This window comes from Falsiroseomonas sp. HC035 (genome assembly GCF_050563525.1).
Classification (GTDB): domain Bacteria; phylum Pseudomonadota; class Alphaproteobacteria; order Acetobacterales; family Acetobacteraceae; genus Falsiroseomonas.
This window is the reverse complement of sequence record NZ_JBNXUN010000002.1, coordinates 629,153-647,417: the sequence shown is the minus strand read 5'-3', so window position 1 is coordinate 647,417 and position 18,265 is coordinate 629,153. Positions and strand designations below refer to the sequence as shown.

Genomic DNA, 18,265 nt, shown 5'->3' with positions numbered 1-18,265 from the left:
ATGCGGACGGATCGCGGATCACGTTGGCGGCAGGACGATGGCGGTGGCCCGGCGGCCGCGAAGCCGATGCGGCGGGTGCTGGTGGCCGGCGGCGCCGGCTTCCTCGGCTCGCATCTGTGTGCACTTCTCCTGGCGCGCGGCCACCGGGTCACCTGCGTCGACAATCTGCAGACCGGCCTGGCCGCCAACCTCCACACGCTGATGGACAATGAGCGGTTCCGCTTCATTCGCCACGACATCTGCCAACCGTTCGAGACGCCTCTGGCGGTGGATGAGATCTACAACCTCGCCTGCCCAGCCTCACCGCCACAGTATCAGGCGGATCCCGTGCACACGATGCTGACCAATGTCGTCGGAACCAACCACCTGCTGGCACTGGCGGCGCGCACCGGCGCGCGGATGGTGCAGGCCTCGACCAGCGAGGTGTATGGCGACCCCGAACAGCATCCGCAGCAGGAAGACTACCGCGGCCATGTCAGCAGCATCGGCCCCCGCGCCTGCTACGACGAAGGCAAGCGCGCGGCGGAATCGCTGTGCTTCGACTACCTGCGCCTGGGCCGCGCCGATGTACGCGTGGCGCGCATCTTCAACACCTATGGACCACGCATGCGCGCCGATGATGGCCGCATCGTCTCCAACCTGATCTGCCAGGCACTGGCTGGGGAGACGCTGACGATCTACGGCAGCGGCGAACAGACCAGGTCCTTCTGCTACGTCTCCGACCTGATCCGCGGCCTCGTCGCGCTGATGGAGGTGAAGGTCAATCCAGGGCTGCCCGTCAACCTGGGCAACCCGGTGGAGCGCAGCATCCGGCAGATCGCGTCGCTGGTGCTGGACCTGACGGGCTCATCCTCGCGCGTAGAGGGCCGGCCGCTTCCGGTGGACGACCCGCGCCGGCGTTGCCCGGATATCGCCCGCGCTTCGGCTCTGCTCGGCTGGCAGCCGGAAGTGTCGCTGGAGGAGGGGCTGGTTGCGACCATCACCTGGTTCGCGGCACAGCGTGCCGGCGCCATACCCGAAATGCCCACATTGCCTGGGCGGCGCCAGCATGCCCAACGGCCAGTCGGCTAGCAGTCGGCCTCGGCCCAGAGGCCGCATTGTATCACTTTACAGAAGGTCACAATATCGGCGCAGACTGAAATCAAGCTCCGTCGCCAGGCACCACAAGGAAATGCGCTACCACCCGCGCGTAGTTCACGCAAACGGGAGGCTAGCGATATGCGACAACACTCCTTTATTTGACCTCTTCGGCAAAATTGGCGCACGCCGGCCAGTGAGCGCCGCTGTATTGTCTCGCCAATGGTCGATGGATGGTCGGGAGCCTCATGTATGGCGGGTGCCGGGTACGGCGAGGCTGGTGCCGGCGTCGAAGCGCTGCGCGACCGTACCGTTGCAGTCGTTGTCATCGCAGCCCTGGAGGGCAGCCTGCCGGCGCTCGAGGCCCTGTTCGGGAGCTTGCCGCCGGACGCCGGACTGGCTCTGGTCGTGCTGGTGCGTGATGCGGACCTGATGCCGTTCGAGGAGCTGTTGGTTCGGCTCGGCAAGCTGCCTTTCGTGCGGGCGAGCCACGGCATGCCGCTACTGCCCGACAGGGTGCATGTCATGGCCGACGCCTCACCCTTCCGGATCTGGCAAGGTCGGCTAGCCGCGGCGGCGGTCGCTCCGCCCGACCCGCTCGACGTCCTGTTCGACAGCCTCGCGGAAAGCGAGGGCAGCAGGGCCATTGCCGTGGTGCTGTCCGGCCGTGGCACGGATGGGGCCCGCGGCCTTGCCGAAGTGCAGCGCCAGGGCGGCCGGGTGCTGCTGCAGGACCAGGCCGAGGCCACGGACCCGCTGCGCCGGACCCTGACCGGCGTCCAGGCGCTGCCGGTCGCGGCCCTGGGCCCGGCGCTGGCACGGCTTGCAGCGACGGTTCGCGATGCGGAACTCGGCGATTTCGTGCTGCAGGCGATCCGCCAGCCCATCGCGGTGCTGGAATCCGGCGGGCACGTCGTGCGCGCCAACGCCGCCTTCCGCGAGGTCTTCGGCACCGCGGCGCCAGGCGCGGACACCCAGCTTGCCGAAGCATTACACGGCGCGCCCAGGCTGGCCGCCTTCCTGGCGAAGCCCGATGCATCGGCCGATGGCGCCGAGGAGGCGATCGTCGAGGTCGGGAAGGATGGCACCGTCCGCCGCCTGCTGCGGCTTACGGCGCGCAGCCTGCCGCAGTCGCCGCCGCAGACGCTGCTGGTGGTCGAGGACATTACGGAGGCGACGCGCCTGGCGGCCCGCCTGGAACTGGCCAAGGCGGTGGCGGAACGCGCCGATCACGACAAGTCGCGCTTCCTCGCCGCCGCCAGCCACGACCTGCGCCAGCCATTGCAAAGCATGAGCATGCTGCACGGCTTGCTGGCGGCGAAGGCGGGTGACCCGGCGATGCTGCGGCTGATCGGGCGGCTCGACGAGACCATCGACACCATGTCCGGCATCCTGGACACGCTGCTGGACCTCAACCAGATGGAGGTGGGGCGGACGCAGGCGGCCATCGCCCCGGTCGCACTGGGTCCGCTGCTGACCGGGCTGCAGCGGGAATTCGCCGAAGCCGCACGCGGTGCGGGACTCGTGTGGCGCAGCGTGCCGACCCAGGCGATGGTGCTCAGCGATGCCAGGCTGTTGCGGCAGATCCTGCGCAACCTGCTGGGCAATGCGCTGAAATACACCAGGATGGGCCGCATCCTGCTGGGCTGCCGGCGGATCGGCGGGATGCTGCGGATCGAGGTGTGGGACACCGGCATCGGCATTCCGCGCGCGCAGCTGCCCACGGTGTTCGATGAGGCGCAGCAGATCAGCGGCACGGCACGCGCCCGCAGCCAGGGCATCGGCCTTGGGCTTGCCATTGCGCGCCGGCTTGCGGACCTGCTCGGCCACCCGATCGGGGTCAGGTCGCGGGAGGGCACCGGGTCCTGCTTCCATGTGGACGTGCCGCTGGCGGTCAGCGCCGACGCCACGGCCCCGACACCCCGGACGCCGCGGCATCCCGCCGTCGCCACTACGCGCATCCTGATGATCGAGGATGACGCCACGGTGGCGGAGAGCCTGCGCATGCTGCTGCAGCAGGCTGGCTATTCCGTGATGCTGGCGCATGAGGGGTCACAGGCCATCGCCCTGGCGGTGGAACATCCGCCGGCCCTGGTGGTGGCGGATTTCAACCTGCCGGGTACCTTCAATGGTGTCGAGGTGGTGCTGCAATTGCGCCAGGTGCTGCCAGAGCCGCCGGCCGCCATCATCCTGAGCGGCGATACCTCGGCGCAGACCCGGCAGGAGATCGGCCTGCTCGGCGTGGAGTATGCCCCGAAGCCGGTCCGGGCCGAGGATCTGCTCGAGCGGATCCGGCGCCTGCTGCCGCAGCCTTCCTCACAGGCAACCGCCGTTCCCGAACTCGCAGCGCCCGAGCCGGGGCCGGCCGCGCCGATGGCCGCGCCGACCAGAGCCGAGGACAGGCCGGGGCTGGCCGAGGACCAGACTGAACCGGCCACGGCCGTCGGCCATGTCTTCATCGTCGACGACGACGCCGCGCTGCGGCGCGATGTGGCGGAATGGCTGGAGGCGAATGGCTGGACAGCCGAGGTCTTCGGCTCCGCCGAGGCTTTCCTGCAGGCCGATGATCCGTCCCGCCAGGGCTGCGTCCTGGTCGATGCGGTGATGCCGGGCATGGATGGGCTGGAACTGCTGGCGGCGCTGCGCCCGTACGCGCAGCGGCTGCCCGCCATCATGGTGACGGGCCACGGCGATGTGCGCATGGCGGTGCGAGCCATGGCCGCGGGCGCGATGGACTTCATCGAAAAGCCGATCCGCCGGCATGACCTGCTGCGCAGCATCTGCAACGCGAATGCACGCATCACGAATGCGATGGGCGAGGCGGCGGTGCGGGCGGAAGTCGCGGCCCGGCTGGCCCGGCTGACTCCGCGGCAGCGGGAGATCCTGGATCGCGTGATCGCGGGCTCGCCCAGCAAGATCATCGCGGCGGAGCTGAAGCTGAACCAGCGCACGGTGGAAAATCACCGCGCCGCGATCATGTCGAAGCTGAATGCGCGGTCGTTGCCGGAGTTGATCCGGAAGGTCGTCTCGGCGGGCAATCCACCGCCGGAAGGCTGAGGCAGGCGGCGACCCGTCCGGTCGGCGCCTGCGCCGGGATTACTCGGACGCCTGGCCCGCAGTCTGAAGCGGCTGGCCGCGTGCGACGGCGCGCGCGAAAGCCATCAGGGCCCCACGGCGGCGCGGGTCGTTGATGGTGGAGAACACCTGCACCAGCTCGACCAGCTCATCCGTTGCGCCATCGATAAAGTCGACCATCGGCTCGTGCCGCGGCGCGGCGGTACCGACCAGCACCTCCGGCCGCACGCCGAGCGCCGTCGCGATGCCAAGCAGGCGGCTGGTCGCGATCCGTGTCGCGCCCGTCTCGTAGCGGTGGAACTGCGCGCCGGTGACGCCGACGATATCGGCGATTTCCTTCTGCGTCCGGCCGGCGGCGCGGCGCAGTTCCTTGATCCGGCTGCCAACGCTGGCATCGGCGGAGGTCGGCGAGCGGTTGCCCGGGATGGCCGCCACAACGGGCTCCGCTTCCGCCGCATCGTCCATCTCCGCCATCGCCTGCGGTCTTGCATCCATCGGCGCAGTGCGGTGTCCGGCCGGGAATGACTTGTTGAATGCCTGCATCGTTCGGGTCCTCGGACGGTAGGGTGAAGCCGCCATGAAACGCAGACGCGGTACGTCACCCGAGACAAACGGTCTCATGTGCTGAAGGCCCGGCGTCCGGTCTGGACGCGACGAACCTCCTCCGCGCTTGCATCCACCTACAGCGGTTTGCACCTCCGTGGCAGGACCGGAAAATACTCACGTAAAGAACAGCGTCAGGGTGTCGCAGATGGTACGCCCGTTCACGATACCCTTGGCGCCGTCTCGTTAATCTCGATCAGAACTGCAAAAAGACGTCACCGTTGCTCAGCAGCGCCGCCTGCGTGTTCAGGTTGGCGCCGTTGAGTTCGAGCGAATCCACGTACAGGTTGCGATCGGCCGCCGCACTTCCACCCCACAGGTCATTGGTGAAGCGGACCCCGAGAATGTGATCACCCGCATCGAAGTCGCCGCGGATCTCGATGAAGTCCTTCTCCCCGGCGGCACGCGACGCATCGACGCTGCGCAGCCCGCCGAGCTGCTTTCCGTCGACGAACAGCAGGAAGGTCGCGTCGCCCTTGTAGGCATCCTGCGACAGTGCCACCCGCAGCACGTCCGGTCCGCTGCCGAGGGACGCCGCGGGCGCGACCTCGGCCACCGCCTTGAACTCGAACTTGGCGGTCCCGTTGCCCATCAGGTCGGCCGACTTCTTCAGATCGACGTCGTTGAGGATCAGCTTCTCGACATAAAGGTTGCGATCGGCCTTCGCGCTGCCGCCCCAGGCGTCGTTCAGGAAGGTGACGTCCAGCTTGTGCACGCGGCCGTCGAAATCTCCCGTCAACGTGATGATGTCCATCTCGCCTTTGGCGGCGGAGGCCTTCGCGACACGCTCGCCGCCAACCTGCTTGCCGTCCAACGAGATCGTGTAGCGCGCATCACCCTGCCAGGCGTCCTGCGCGATGCCGATCTTCAGCACGTCCAACTTCACGGGATCGGGAGAAGGCGCGACGACGATGGGCTTCTCGGGTGCCGGCGCGACCGGTGCGGGCGCGACAGGTGCGGGCGCGACAGGTGCGGGCGTCGCCACCTTGGAAGGCTCCGGCACCGGCGCACTCGCCACGGGTGCGGCGGCGGCCTTGAACTCGAACTTGGCCGTCCCGTTGCTCATCAGGTCGGCCGACTTCTTCAGATCGACGTCGTTGAGGATCAGCTTCTCGACATACAAATTGCGGTCGGTCTTCGCGCTGCCGCCCCAGGCATCGTTCAGGAAGGTGACGTCCAGCTTGTGCACCTTGTCGTTGAAGTCTCCCGTCAAGGTGATGTAGTCGATCTCGCCCTTGGCGGCGGAAGCCTTCGCGACACGCTCGCCGCCCACCTGCTTGCCGTCGAGCGTGATGGTGTAGCGCGCATCGCCCTGCCAGGCGTCCTGCGCGATGCCGATCTTCAGCACGTCCAGCTTCGCCGGCGTGGGTGCCGGTGTGGGCGTCGGCGCGGGCGTCGGTGTCGGGGCAGGTGTCGGCGTGGGGGCGGGAACCGGAGCCGGGATTGGGGCCGGTGTCGGGGCTGGAACCGGGACCGGCGCGGGGGCCGGGGCTGGGTCGCCCGCCAGCTTGAAGGTTGCCGTCCCGGCATTCAGCAGCGCCTGCTTCTGGCCGGTCGCCACGCCATCGACCAGGACCGCCTCGACATACAGGTTGCGGTCGGTCGTCGCGCTGCCGCCCCAGGCGTCGTTGGTGAACTGCACCGTGATCACGTGGTCGACATCCGCGGCATATTTGCCGAGCTGCACCACCTGGCCACCCTTCGCATGCGGCGTCGAGATCTCGCCACGAAACACCTCCCGCCCATCCACCTTCACCACGGCGATCGGATTGCCCTGCCAGGAGTCGGCGCCAAGCTTCACGGCCAGCGCCTCCGTCTTGGTGGGCGTGGGCGTGGGCGTGGGGGTTGGGGTGGGGGTGGGCGTCGGGGTCGGCGCGGGCGGCGCGACCACCACCGGCGGCGGCGTGACCGGGGCGGGCGCTGGCGCGGGCGGGGCCACGACCACCGGCACCTGCTGCGTCGGGCTCGTGCCGGGCGCGGCCAGCGCGTAGGTCGGATCCTTGGCGAAGGTGGCGGCGCTGGTCAGCGGCGGGGCTTCCTTGATCAGCGCCTCATAGGCTGATTTGGCGGCCGGGTTGCCGGTCAGCTCGTAGATGCCGGACAGGGTCGCAAGCGCCAGCTGGCCATAGTCGCCCTGGGTCTTCGACCAGGTGGTGTCGCCGTTGCTGAGGTTGTTGGAGACGGTCTTCGCGCCGATCTCCTCCCACGTCTTGTAGATGCGGCCGGTGGACTTGTCGCTGATGGCGATCAGGTAGGCCGCGCCGTCGCGCATCTCGAAGCCTTCGTCCTCCGCGTGGAAGCGGCCGACGAGGAAGTTGGACTGCCAGTCGAGCAGGGTGCGCGCATCCGCATTGCCGTTGCGCGCGGCGGCGATCACGGTGGAGGCGAAGTAGTCCTGCTGCCAGGGCGGCAGCACGCCGGCATAGCCGTAGACGCCGGGGATCCAGCCATGCGCCTCGCCCTGCGCCGCCGTCCATTCCGGGATCTTGGAGACCATCCACTTGTAGTTGGCGTCCGAGACGGATTGGAAGAACGCCTTCTCCTTGCTGCCGTCCGGGCTGGTCAGCGCCGCCTGGTCCACCTCCCGCAGCGCCCAGGCGGCGCCGCGGACCTGGTTCTCCTGCACCAGCAGGTCACTGCCGTTGTTGCGCATGGTCGGCCAGATGTTCATGACGTTCCACGCGGCCTGCGCCTGCAGATTGTCCAGCATCCAGCGTTCGCCGGTCATGATGTAGGGCACGTAGGACAGGTTCGGCTGGTGGGAAATATCGAGCGTCCAGCCGGTGTCGCCGCTCTGCTGCTGGGTCAGGCCACCGGAATTGGCGTCGCCCGGCTTTCCCTTGCCACCGCGACCATCGACCCAGAGCTTCGGATAGTTGTCGGTGTTCAGCCAGGTGTCGTTCGCCGCGTCCCAGAAATGCCAGGGAATGGAGGAGGCGGCCTCGGCCTGGCCAAGCGCGTAGCCGGCGGCGCGGGCGTCCTGGCTGATCAGCCAGGCGGTGTTCGGCTCGGTCGTGATGCCGATGTCGTCGCGCCCGCCGGTCATCGGCATGTACTTGGTGACGTTGTTGCCGGCGAGCGGCGCGTCCCAGTTGTCCCCTGCGATGGATTTGGCGTAGCTGCCGAGCACGGTCTCGCTGATCTTGAGGCCGAGGTTATAGTTCGCCACCGCCCCTGCATCCTGCAGGTGGGCGATGTCGTGCACGATGTTCAGCCAGCCCGCGCTCGGCTTGCCGGTGCCCTGGCCGCCATCAACGCCGTTCGAATAGCTCTCGTGCCAGTTCTGGTACTGTGCCTGGTTCAGCGTAGTGCTGGTCATCACCTTGCCGTCCATGGTCACGGTCAGCGGCGTGCTGACGCGGCCGCCGGTGGCCCCCATGGCGCCGTCGTTGTTGAACTGCGCCTCGACCGAGAAGCCGCCGCCCTTGAAGACGGTGACGTCGAACAGCATGCGCTGCGAACCGGGCAGGTCAATCTCGACCCGCGCCTCCGTCGCCAGGGCGCCCTTCTGCCAGAAGCTGGCCGAGCCATCCTTCAACGCGGCGTTCAGCGCGGAAATCACGTCGATCTTGGTGGCGCCGGCCTGCACCACGAAGGAATGGCCGACCAGCCCCTTGGCGAGGTCCAGCGCTGCCGGCGCCGCCGCCGCCGGGCCCTTCGACAGCACCAGGTCGAAGGTTTCGCCGGGCGCCAGCGCCGGGCGCTGCACGGCGAGCACCGCCATCTTTACGGACCCGTCCTCGTAGCGGGTCTTCACATCCATCTGGATCGGCACGCTGGTCGCGCCGTCTTTCGCCACGAGCGATGCGCCGGAGGGGATTTCGCCGCGCTGGAACACCTGGCCGAAGGTGGCAATACCGGCAACCAGCGTCGCCGCACCGGCATTCTGGAACGCGATATCGTGGGTTGTGATGGTCATCTGCAACTCCCCCGACGCGACATCTGGTCGCGAAACTGTGACCGGAAGTTGCATCATAAATTCGCGAGCGTCGACTCGTTTGACTCAGAGTCTGGGCTCTTGACTGTAAGGTTAAGTCAGGGCCACTGCTCGCGCTGATGTGAAGGCTATGAACTGTAAGTTTTTGTATGTAATTATATCTGTTTTGCATCTATTTACGTACAAGTTACTCCCGTTGTTGGTCGCTTGAACTACGTCCTGGCATGGCTGATCTGGACACCGCGAACCACGCTGGTTGCGGTACCTTCCCAACGCCGCATTCTCAGCCTGTTTGTGGCACAGTCATGGCCGCGCCATCGGCCGGCCTAGATCGGCGGGTGCAACCGCAAAAAGGTCACGCTGCCGAGCGGTCGTGCCAAGCGGATCTTAAGGCTGCCGGACGATGCCGGTGCCGGACGGAGGCTGGAATGCCTCGCCCTCCTGTGCCGCGCGCGCCGGGTCGGCCGGATCCGGCCAGGTGCGGCCCCGCGCCTGGAACCTGCGCGGAGCTCGCCCGGTCAGGCAGGGGGTGGTGGCGGTGCAGGCGTGCCGGGCTTCGGCTGGTCCGGGCGTGGCAAGGCGGTGGGGCCGATGCCGAAGCCCTGCCGGTAGCCCTGGACCAGGTCGCGGTCAGACACCGGCGCGCCCTCGCGCCGGCGGCCGAAGAACCAGCAGCCGCCGGCGGCATCCGCGCCATGCCGCATCCAGCGGTCCAGCAGCCGCAGCGGCGGCGTCGCCAGCAGCCCGGCGATGCTGGCGGCCGCCTGCCACCAGCGGGCGCCGGAGGCCGACTGCAATACGCCGCGCAACGCCCAGGCGGCGGCACTGCCATTGCCCATGGCCACGCCGGCCGCCACCTCGTCGAACTGCCGGAACAGGCGGCGATGGCCGATCGGCGTGAAGCGGGTGAAGTCGTAGGCGCCCATGTGCACCGGCTGCAGGAAGGGCGTCACCGCATGCACATGCCCGCCCGGCGCCAGCACGCGCCACATCTCGGCGACGCAGCGCTGCGGGTCCGCCACGTGTTCCAGCACCGCCACCGCCACCACCAGGTCGAAGGCGCCGTCGGGAAAGGGCAGGTCGTGCCCGTCGGCGATGGCATCGACTTCCGGCGCGAAGGCGACGTCGGTCTGCACCACGCAATCCCCGGGCCCGCCGATGCGCAGGCCGCCGGAGCCGATGACCAGCACGCGTGGCCGTGGCAGCAGCGCCTTCATGTAGTCGAGCGCCGCGGCGCCGTCCGGGTGGCGGATGGAGGAGGGCGCATCGCCAAGCCAGCGCATCAGCCGCCGATACTGCCGCCGCGCGCCGCCGGTGGCATCCGCGTCGCGGCCATAGGCGGCGCCGGTATAGGCCTCCGCGCCGGCATAGTCGGCGATCGCGAAGACGGATCGTTCATCATGGATCAGTACCGGGATTCCGCGCACCACCGGGAAGGCCGTGCCGCAGACGGGGCATCGCAGGTTGGCGGCCTCCGTCCGCAGCGGCGTGCCGTCGCGCGGGCAGTGCAGGGCTATGCCCCGCAGGCTGGCGCGGCCGGGGTCCTCGGTGCCGGCATCCATCAGGCGGTATCCGGCCTCGTGCCCTCGATCAGGGCGGCGTAGGTCTGGAACATGGTCTCCTCGCTGAAATCCAGCACGGCACGGGTGCGGTTGGCCGCACCGACGACACGGCCGCGGCCGGCATCCTCAACCAGCCTGGCCAGGGCATCAGCATAGGCCGCGTCCTCCAGTGGCGTCACGAAGGGCAGGTTTTCGGGCGCCAGCATCGCGGCGACATCGCCGACATCGGTCGCCACCACCGGCAGGCCGGTTGCCATCGCCTCCAGCACGGAGAAGGGCATCTGCTCGGTGGCGGAGGACAGGGCGAAGATGTCGAAGGCGCGGTAGGCGGCGGCGGGGTCCGGCTGGTGGCCGGCGAAGGTGGTCTGTGCCGCGATGCCAAGCTCCGCCGCCAGCGCTTCCAGCCGCGCCCGGTCCGGGCCATCGCCCACCAGCACCAGCCGGAAGCCGAGGCGCCGCCGGGCCAGCAGCGCGCCGGCGCGCAGCAGCCGGTCCAGCGCCTTCTCCGGCCGCAGCGCGGCGACGGTGCCGATGATCGGCCCGTCAAGCGCCGGGTTGATCGGCGGCAGGTTGAACGGCGCGGTGGGACCATCCGGCCGGAAGCGGTTGAGGTCCAGCCCGTTCGGCACGTAGCGCAGCCGCGCCGGGTCCAGCCGCCAGACGTCGCGGGCCAGCCGCAACAACGTCAGCGATGGCAGCACCACCGTGCTGCCGCGCAGCGCGACGCGCCGGGCCAGCACGCGGCGGCGGAACTGGGTGTGGGCTTCCTCCGGCCCGAAGCCGTCCTCGATGTGCAGGTGGCGCAGGCCGGGCACGGCATGGGCGGCGATCGCCCAGTCGATGCTGCCCCAATTGCCGGTCACCAGCACGTCCGGCCGCAGCCGCCGCAGCAGGGCCTGGATGCGCCACAGATTGCCGAGCGGCCCGCCGCCGCCCCTGGGCGGGTCCAGCAGCGCGAAGGGCACCTTCGGCCCGATCCGCGCCGCGCAGCCCGCGTTGCCGTCCAGCGAGACCACCACATGCCGCCAGCGCGACCGGAACCGGTTGGCCAGCGCCGCGAAGCGCACCTGCGCGCCGCCGACCGCGAAGCTCGGGAAGACATGCATCACCAGCCGGCCCTCGCCCTCCGGCAGCACGCGGTTGAACGGCTCCGGCACCGCACGCACGCCGCTGGCCTGCGGGCCATCCAGGGTGCGGTCGAGCTGCGTGCTGTCGAGCTGCGTGCTCATGCCAGCGACCCGCGGGCGACTGGCGCGGCCCGGGCCTCGCGCAGCGCCGCGATCTCGGCCTCCGCGATCGCCACCACGCGGCGCGCATTGCCGTCCCAGGTCAGGTCGCGGCGGAACACCTCGGCCCGCGCCGCTTCGCCCAAGCGGGTGCGCAGCGCGGCATCCTGCGCCAGCCGCGCCACCGCGCCCCAGAAGCCGGCCGGGTCGGCCGGATCGAACAGCAGCGCCGTCTCGCCATCCCGCAGAACCTCCCGCAGGTTCGGCTGGTCCGGCGCCACGATGGCACGCGCGGCAGCCATGTATTCGAAAACCTTGAGGGGAGATGCGTAGGGCACCGCCGCCGGTTGCAGGGCGATGTCGAAGCCCGCGACCAGCGCCGGCACCGCCTCCCGCGCCGCGAGGCCGGTGAAGCGCACGCGGTCGGCGATGCCGAGTTCGGCGGCGAGCTTTTCCAGCCCCGGCCGCGCCGGGCCATCGCCCACCACCACCAGCGACAGCGGGCGTGTGCCGCGCCAGGCGGCGATGCCGTGCAGTGCCTTGTCCAGGCCGTGCCAGTCCCGCACGAAGCCGACGAAGCCGAGCACCAGCGGACCTTCCGAGGGCGTGTCCGGCGCGATGGGTTCCGGGAATTCCTCCGGATGAATGCCGTTCGGCACCACGGTGAGGCGGGAGGCCGGCACGCCGGCCGCGGCGATCTTGCTGGCCAGCACCTCCGTCACCGGCAGCACCCGGCTCGCGCCGCGCCAGGCGAAGTGCTCGATGGCGGCGGAGATCCGCGGCAGGCCGAGCCCACCGAACCGGGCGCGCTCCTCCGCCAGTGGCGCATTCACCTCCAGCAGCAGCGGCACGCCGCGGGCACGCGCCACGATGCGGCCTGCCACGTGGTACAGGTTGGCACGCTCATAGATCACGTCCGGCGCGAACTCCTTCGCCGCCCGGTGCAGCCGCCAGGTGGCGGGCACCGCATAGGCGATCTCGGCCAGCGCCTGCGCCCAGGCCGGCAGCAACTGCCGCAGCCGCGCCAGGCCGCGGCTCTCGCCGCCCAGCTCCGCGCTGTCGTAGCCTGCCGGGCCGACCAGCTTCACCGTGTGGCCCGCCGCACGCAGGGCGGCGACCATGGCGTCCAGGTGCACGCCCTGGCCGTCGCGGGAGCGGATGCGGTGGCTGTAGAGGATCCTCATCGGCCGAGCCACCCGGCGACGCGGCGCCGCGCCACCTCCAGCATCCCGAGCGGGTGCCAGGGATGCGCCAGCACCACGCCGATGCGCTGCCGCCGCGAGGCCACCCACAGGCTTTTGTAGGGGTCGTCGCCGCGGCCGAAATCCAGGGACTGCACGGCTTCCTCCTCGATCAGGTGGCGGATCATCATCGCCGTCAGCGCGGTGCCGGGGGATGCGGCACGGCTGGTCTCGACATGCGCCAGCTTCAGCAGCCAGGCGCGGCCGCCGGACAGCAGCCAGTACTGCGCGGCCACCGGCTTGCCATCCATGGCATCGCGCAGCAGGCCGAGGCGCAGCACGCCGGCCGCCGCGGCGGCACGCATCAGCGCGGGGTCGAAGGCCGGGAAAGGTTCCGCGGGTTTCCAGCTGCGGGCATGCACATCCAGGTAACCAGCGATCCCGGCCTCCAGTTCCGCGCCGGGCACGTGCAGCATCTCGAAGCGCAGGTCGCGGCGGGCGCGGTCGAGCTTGCGGCGGATGGTGCTGCGCAGCGCTGGCGGCCGTGCGGCGAGGTAGCCGGCCCAGCCGGCGCCCGCCTCCAGCGGTTCGTGCCAGTTGCCGAAATGGCGGTAGCGCTGCACCGCGATGCCGGCGCGGGCGATGCCGTCCAGCCAGGCATCCAGGCCTGGTGCATCCTCGGCCAGCGCCTCCAGCCGTGCCGGCGCGCGCAGGCGCAGCCAGGCGCCGAGGCTGGCGCCGGCGGCCTCGAGCGCGGAAGGGCCGGCCAGCAGCGTCGGCAGTGGGCGCCAGGACAGCGAATAGGGCGTCGTCAGGCTGCGCAGCCCGCCGCGCGGGCCCCGTTGCAACGGCAGCAGCGCCACCTCCGCCCCGCACAGGCCGACCAGCGCCTCCGCACCCGGATGCATCGCATGCGCCAAGGTGGTGTCGTACCACAGCCGGGTGGCGAAGATGTCGCCGCCGGTCGGCGGCAGCAGGAAGCGGTCGCACCAGTCCGGCAGGCGCCGGCGCGGCAGGGCGACCATGCGCATCGGCGTCTGGCCCCGGGGGCCGCGCCAGGCGCCCGCGGGCAGCGGGCGCGTCGTACCAGCGGCAGGCAGGGCCCGGGTCTCGTCGGGGCTCAAGCGCGGCCCGGCGTCGCAGGCCCGGGCGGAAGCGCCCAGGATGGCAATCCGGCCGGCGCGAGGCAGTCGTGGCAAGGCGTGCACATGGAACCGATCTCCGCTGCGTGGCGAGGCATGCGGATGCGGCGCGGCAGGCCCCCCCGCGGCATCGCCCGCATCCCGGCCAGCGAACCAGCCTCCAAGCAAGCCGTGCGCCACAAGAAATGCGCTAGGATACCAACGCGATACGGCCCGGATCGCCGAAGGCTGGCGCGGGTTGTAAGGCGCGGCGACGAGGGCGCTCATGAGGGTGCCACCCCATCACGCAGCGCGTAGAAGGCGCGCCCGGCCCATTCGTGGATGGCGAACCAGCTTTCGGCCAGGTGGTCGGCACGCGGCACCAGCGCCTGCGGCTCGAATGGCCCCGCGACAGGGTGGCGTACCGGCGCCGGCCGTACCGCGAAGCCCTGCCGCGCGAAGGCCTGCATCGCCCGCGGCAGGTGCCAGGCCTGGGAGACCAACAGGGCAGCGTCGATGCCATCGGCACGCAGCAGCGCGGCGGATAAATCCGCATTCTGCCGCGTATCGGCAGCCTCGGCTTCCACCCATCGGACCGGCACCCCGAAATCCGTCCGCAGGCTGCGCGCCATCAGCGCCGCGAGGCTCGGTTCGTCGGGGCGGCTGGACCCGCCGGTCACCAGGATGGGCAGGCCGCTGGTGCGATGCAGCGCGGCCCCGGCGCGCAGCCGTTCCAGGGTGAGCGGCCCGACCTCCCGCCCGTCCCGGCCCCGCTCGATATCGCCGCCAAGAATGATGATGGCGCCGGGAATCGATCCTGGCCCAACTCCGGGCGGCGCGTCCGCCTCCGCCGCGGGTGTGACCTGAAGGCCCGCCATCAGCAGGCCGGCCACAAGCGGCGTCGCCAGCAGGATCACCGCGGCCGCGGCGAGCGCCGCCAGCAGCCCGGCCCGGCTGCGCCGGCCGGTCCGGCTGCGCCGCCATGCCACCAGGCCAGCGAGCAGGCCGAGCACCAGCAGCCCGATGGGCGGCAGCAAGACCGCACCGAGGATCGCCTGCAGGCCGTTCATGCCAGTGCGAACGGCGTGGCGGCGGACAGGCTCCCGGCCGCCGGCACGACATCTGACTGCTGCGCCACGCCACGCACGTCGCGCCAGCTGCCGAAGCGACCGCCGGCCTCCTCGGCGAAGAAGGCATAGAACTCGTCGAGCCAGCGCAGGAAGCCTTCCAGCTCCGCCGCGCTGCGGACATAGGGCGTGTTGCCCGGCGCCAGGGACGGCGAATGGTAGGTCAGCACGAAGGTCCGGTGCCCGGCCGCCAGCATGGACCGCACCAGGCGCTTCGCCTCGAGGATCGTCATGCCCTCCGGGCTCAGCCGGATGCGCTCCAGCAGGCCCAGCCGCGCCAGCGCGCCGCCCATGTGCAGCCGATGCCCGATGCGGCCGAACAGCAGCGGCGCGACCCGCGTGCTGCGCCCGCCTGCCAGCCGCCCGACCAGCGCGGCGGAGACCGGGATCTCCAACAGGCTGCGCTGGCGATCCACCCAGTAGGGCTGCGAGGAGAACGCCCAGTTGCCGCCCGGCCCGCCGGGCACGCCTTGCGCCGGCCAGTAGGGCGTCACGCTGCTGTCGGCCAGGTAGCCCAGCGACTTCAGGATGTCCGCGGTGCGCGGGCCGGCGCCGAAGCGGCCGGTGCGGTAGATGCGCGGGACCTCGCCGAAGGTCTCCGCCAGCGTCTCGGTCAGCGCGCGGGCCTTGGCGAGCTCCAGCTCCACCGGCAGGTTGCCGGCATAGCTGTTGTGCTCGCACAGCGCCTCGTCGAAGGGCGGCGTCACCCAGGGGTGCATCTGCGCGCCGATCTCGCAGACGCCAGACCGCAGCAGCTCGCGCAGCGGCGCCCGCCCGGCATCCTGCGTCGCGACCGGATGGTCCACCAGGTAAAGCGGCACCACGCCATGGCGCTCGAACACCCGGTGCGCCAGCATCTGCGCGGCCATCGAGGTGACGTCCGGCGCATCCCGGCGGAACGGGCCGGACCAGTCGAAGGCTTCCTCGGCATCCACCATGGTGACCAGCAGCGGCGACGGGTCCCGCGCCTGCACGGGCGCGTGGAAGCGCCGGTCGAAGACCGAGGCATCGTTGCCCAGCCGCGTTTCCTCCGGTGCCGCCGGCGCCGCCGGCAGGCCGTAGACCGCCAGGTAGCGGTCGGCGACGCCGCGCATGCCGAAGCGGGCACGGGCCAGGCGGCGGCCCTCGGCGCCGAGCCGTGCGCGCAGCGCCGGATCCAGCGCCAGGCGGGTGACGGCGGCGACGTAGCCTTCCTCCGTGTCGAACAGGAAGCCGGTCTCGTCCTCCAGCACGAAGCTGTCGTTCACGCCCGGCAGGCGGCGCACCACCACGGGCAGCCCGTGGCCCATCGCCTCCGGCACCACGGTGCCGAAGCCCTCGAGGCGGGAGGCGAAGGTCAGGATGTCCGCCGCCTCGAAATAGGGATGCGGGTCGCGCTGCTCGCCGGCCAGGATGACATGGCCTTCCAGGTGCAGCTCGGCGACTGCCTGGCGGATGGCGGCGACGTGGTCGGCCTCCAGCTCCGGCCCCACCAGCACCAGCCGCGTGTCGGGCCGCGCCGCGAGAATGCGCGGCAAGGCGCGCACCAGGAACAGCGGGTCCTTGCGCGCGCCGAGGCCGCCGACGAACAGCAGCACCAGGTCCGTTGCGCCAAGGCCCAGTTCGCCGCGCAGCCGCGCCCGGGCATCGGGCACCGTGGCGGGGATGGTGACGCCGCAGGGAATCAGGTGGCAGCGGGCCGGGTCGGCGACCGTGCGCGTTTCCTCGTCCAGCTTCGGGCTGATGCTGACGAAGCCCTCGAACAGCCGGAAGCCGCGCAACGCCCAGGGCCGCAGGCTCGGCCGGTACTGGTTGACCAGCGCCGGCACGCTGTCATCCAGCGTCGCCGAGATCACCAGCCGCCGCCGCGCCAGGCGTGCCAGCGCGTAGCTGAGGAAGTACCAATCGGCATGGGTACGGAAATGCACCGTGTCGTAGCGGTGCAGGTTGGCGATGAACCACGCCGCCATTGCCGCCTGGCGTCGCAGCGTGCCGAGCGGTCGCGCCGACAGGTAGATCACGCGCTCCAGCGTCGAAACCGGCACCAGCTCCGCCGGGCGCGGCGTATGCGTCACCAGCAGGTCATGCGCCACGCCCGGCGCGATTTCCTGCATCACGGCGCTGCTGCGTTCCAGGAACACGCCCTCACCGGTGAAGGCGGGACGATAGTATTTCAGCACGTGCAATACGCGCCCACGGCGCGGCGGGATGGGGCTGTTCATGGTGCGGTCCCTTGCGCGAGGCGGGCGCTTCGCGCTGCATGTGCAACGTGAGGATCGACATCATCCGCCGGCCGGACTTCGATACGCTCGGCATCGAATGGCGCGGGCTGGAAGCCACGATGCCGTGGCGGCCCTTCTTCCGAAGCTGGACCTGGGTCGGCTGCCTGGCCGCGGAACGCTTCCCGGATGCGGTGCTGCTGCGGGCGGAGGTCGACGGGCGGCTGGCCGGCCTCGCGCTGTTCAACCTGGCGGATGGCCGGCTGTGCCTGGGCGAGAGTGGCGACCCAGTGCGCGATGCGCCCTTCGTCGAGCACAACGGCCCGCTGGTGCTGGCCGATCCCCGGCTCACCGCCGCGCTGCTGCAGGCCGCCGCCGGACTGCCGGGCGTGCGAAGGCTGGTGCTGGGCGGCGTGCCGGCGGATGTGCTGGCGGCCGCGCCGGGCGTGACGCTGCGTTGCCAGGAACGCCAGGCGCCGTTCATCGACCTCGCGGTCATCCGCGCCGCCGGCGGCGACCACCTGCAGGGCCTCAGCGCCAACACCCGCCAGCAGATCCGCCGTTCCCACCGACATTACGCCCGCTCCGGCGAATTGCGGCTGCACCGCGCCGGGACGGAGGAGGAGGCGCAGGCCATGCTGGCGCGCCTGATCGCGCTGCACGAGGCGAGCTGGAAGGCGCGCGGCAAGCCCGGCGCCTTCGCCCATCCCTGGGTGCGCCGCTTCCACGCGGAGCTGGTGCGACGCGCGCAGCCGCGCGACGAGCTGGACCTGCTGGAGTTGCGCGCCGGCGCCGAGACCGTCGGCGTGCTTTACAATTTCCGGGCGGGCGACCGGGCCTATGCCTACCAGAGCGGCTTCGCTCCGGCCGACACGCCGCACGCCAAGCCGGGCATGAGCTGCCATGCGCTCGCGATCGCCCGCGGCGTGCAGAACGGCGATGCCGTCTACGACTTCCTCGGCGGCGCCGACCGCTACAAGCAAAGCCTCGCCAATCGCAGCGAGGCGCTGTTCTGGGCCGAGCAGGTACCGCGCTGGTCGGCGCTCGGCCTTGCCGCGCGGGCGCGGCAATGGCTGCGGACGCATGCGCCAGCGACCCGACGACCCGGCCGCGGCGCAGCCGGGCCGGACAGCGCCACCTGACGCAGGCACCCGCCTC

Annotated in this window: 11 protein-coding genes; 3 read left to right on the top strand and 8 right to left on the bottom strand. The window is 70.8% G+C overall.

Annotated features, from left to right (window positions below):
• Together ACLF3G_RS07515 and ACLF3G_RS07510 are read left to right on the top strand one after the other, a co-directional pair.
• The gene (locus ACLF3G_RS07515; RefSeq protein WP_430668725.1) at window positions 1-1,071 is read left to right on the top strand and encodes a UDP-glucuronic acid decarboxylase family protein; all 1,071 of its coding nucleotides are present in this window, start codon (window positions 1-3) and stop codon (window positions 1,069-1,071) included.
• A gap of 258 nt (window positions 1,072-1,329) precedes the next feature.
• Window positions 1,330-4,134, top strand: a complete 2,805-nt coding sequence (locus ACLF3G_RS07510) for a response regulator (RefSeq protein WP_430668724.1) — start codon at window positions 1,330-1,332, stop codon at window positions 4,132-4,134.
• A 39-nt stretch (window positions 4,135-4,173) separates the two neighbouring features.
• On the opposite strand, the gene ACLF3G_RS07505 is transcribed toward ACLF3G_RS07510, so the two are convergent.
• The 8 genes from ACLF3G_RS07505 to ACLF3G_RS07470 form a co-directional block, all read right to left on the bottom strand.
• The gene (locus ACLF3G_RS07505; RefSeq protein ID WP_430668723.1) at window positions 4,174-4,647 is read right to left on the bottom strand and encodes a helix-turn-helix domain-containing protein; all 474 of its coding nucleotides are present in this window, start codon (window positions 4,645-4,647) and stop codon (window positions 4,174-4,176) included.
• A 304-nt stretch (window positions 4,648-4,951) separates the two neighbouring features.
• Complete coding sequence (locus tag ACLF3G_RS07500) at window positions 4,952-8,674, bottom strand: carbohydrate-binding domain-containing protein (RefSeq protein WP_430668722.1); 3,723 nt, start codon at window positions 8,672-8,674, stop codon at window positions 4,952-4,954.
• A 536-nt stretch (window positions 8,675-9,210) separates the two neighbouring features.
• Window positions 9,211-10,254: a methyltransferase domain-containing protein gene (locus ACLF3G_RS07495; protein ID WP_430668721.1), complete on the bottom strand. Its 1,044-nt coding sequence runs from the start codon at window positions 10,252-10,254 to the stop codon at window positions 9,211-9,213.
• A complete protein-coding gene (locus ACLF3G_RS07490) occupies window positions 10,254-11,483 on the bottom strand; it encodes a glycosyltransferase (RefSeq protein ID WP_430668720.1) in 1,230 nt (409 codons plus the stop codon). The genes ACLF3G_RS07495 and ACLF3G_RS07490 overlap by 1 nt, the downstream gene beginning before the upstream one ends.
• Window positions 11,480-12,664, bottom strand: coding sequence for a glycosyltransferase family 4 protein (locus tag ACLF3G_RS07485; RefSeq protein WP_430668719.1), 1,185 nt, complete (start codon window positions 12,662-12,664; stop codon window positions 11,480-11,482). Before ACLF3G_RS07485 ends, ACLF3G_RS07490 begins: the two co-directional genes overlap by 4 nt.
• Window positions 12,661-13,692 (bottom strand): GNAT family N-acetyltransferase, encoded by a 1,032-nt coding sequence (locus ACLF3G_RS07480; protein WP_430668718.1) that lies wholly within the window; start codon window positions 13,690-13,692, stop codon window positions 12,661-12,663. Before ACLF3G_RS07480 ends, ACLF3G_RS07485 begins: the two co-directional genes overlap by 4 nt.
• A gap of 374 nt (window positions 13,693-14,066) precedes the next feature.
• A complete protein-coding gene (locus ACLF3G_RS07475) occupies window positions 14,067-14,852 on the bottom strand; it encodes a YdcF family protein (RefSeq protein WP_430668717.1) in 786 nt (261 codons plus the stop codon).
• Complete coding sequence (locus ACLF3G_RS07470) at window positions 14,849-17,110, bottom strand: glycosyltransferase (protein ID WP_430668716.1); 2,262 nt, start codon at window positions 17,108-17,110, stop codon at window positions 14,849-14,851. The genes ACLF3G_RS07475 and ACLF3G_RS07470 overlap by 4 nt, the downstream gene beginning before the upstream one ends.
• 47 nt (window positions 17,111-17,157) lie before the next feature.
• On the opposite strand from ACLF3G_RS07470, the gene ACLF3G_RS07465 reads away from it, so the two are divergent.
• Entirely contained in the window at window positions 17,158-18,249 is a 1,092-nt protein-coding gene (locus ACLF3G_RS07465) for a GNAT family N-acetyltransferase (RefSeq protein ID WP_430668715.1), read from the top strand.
• Window positions 18,250-18,265: the final 16 nt, after the last annotated feature.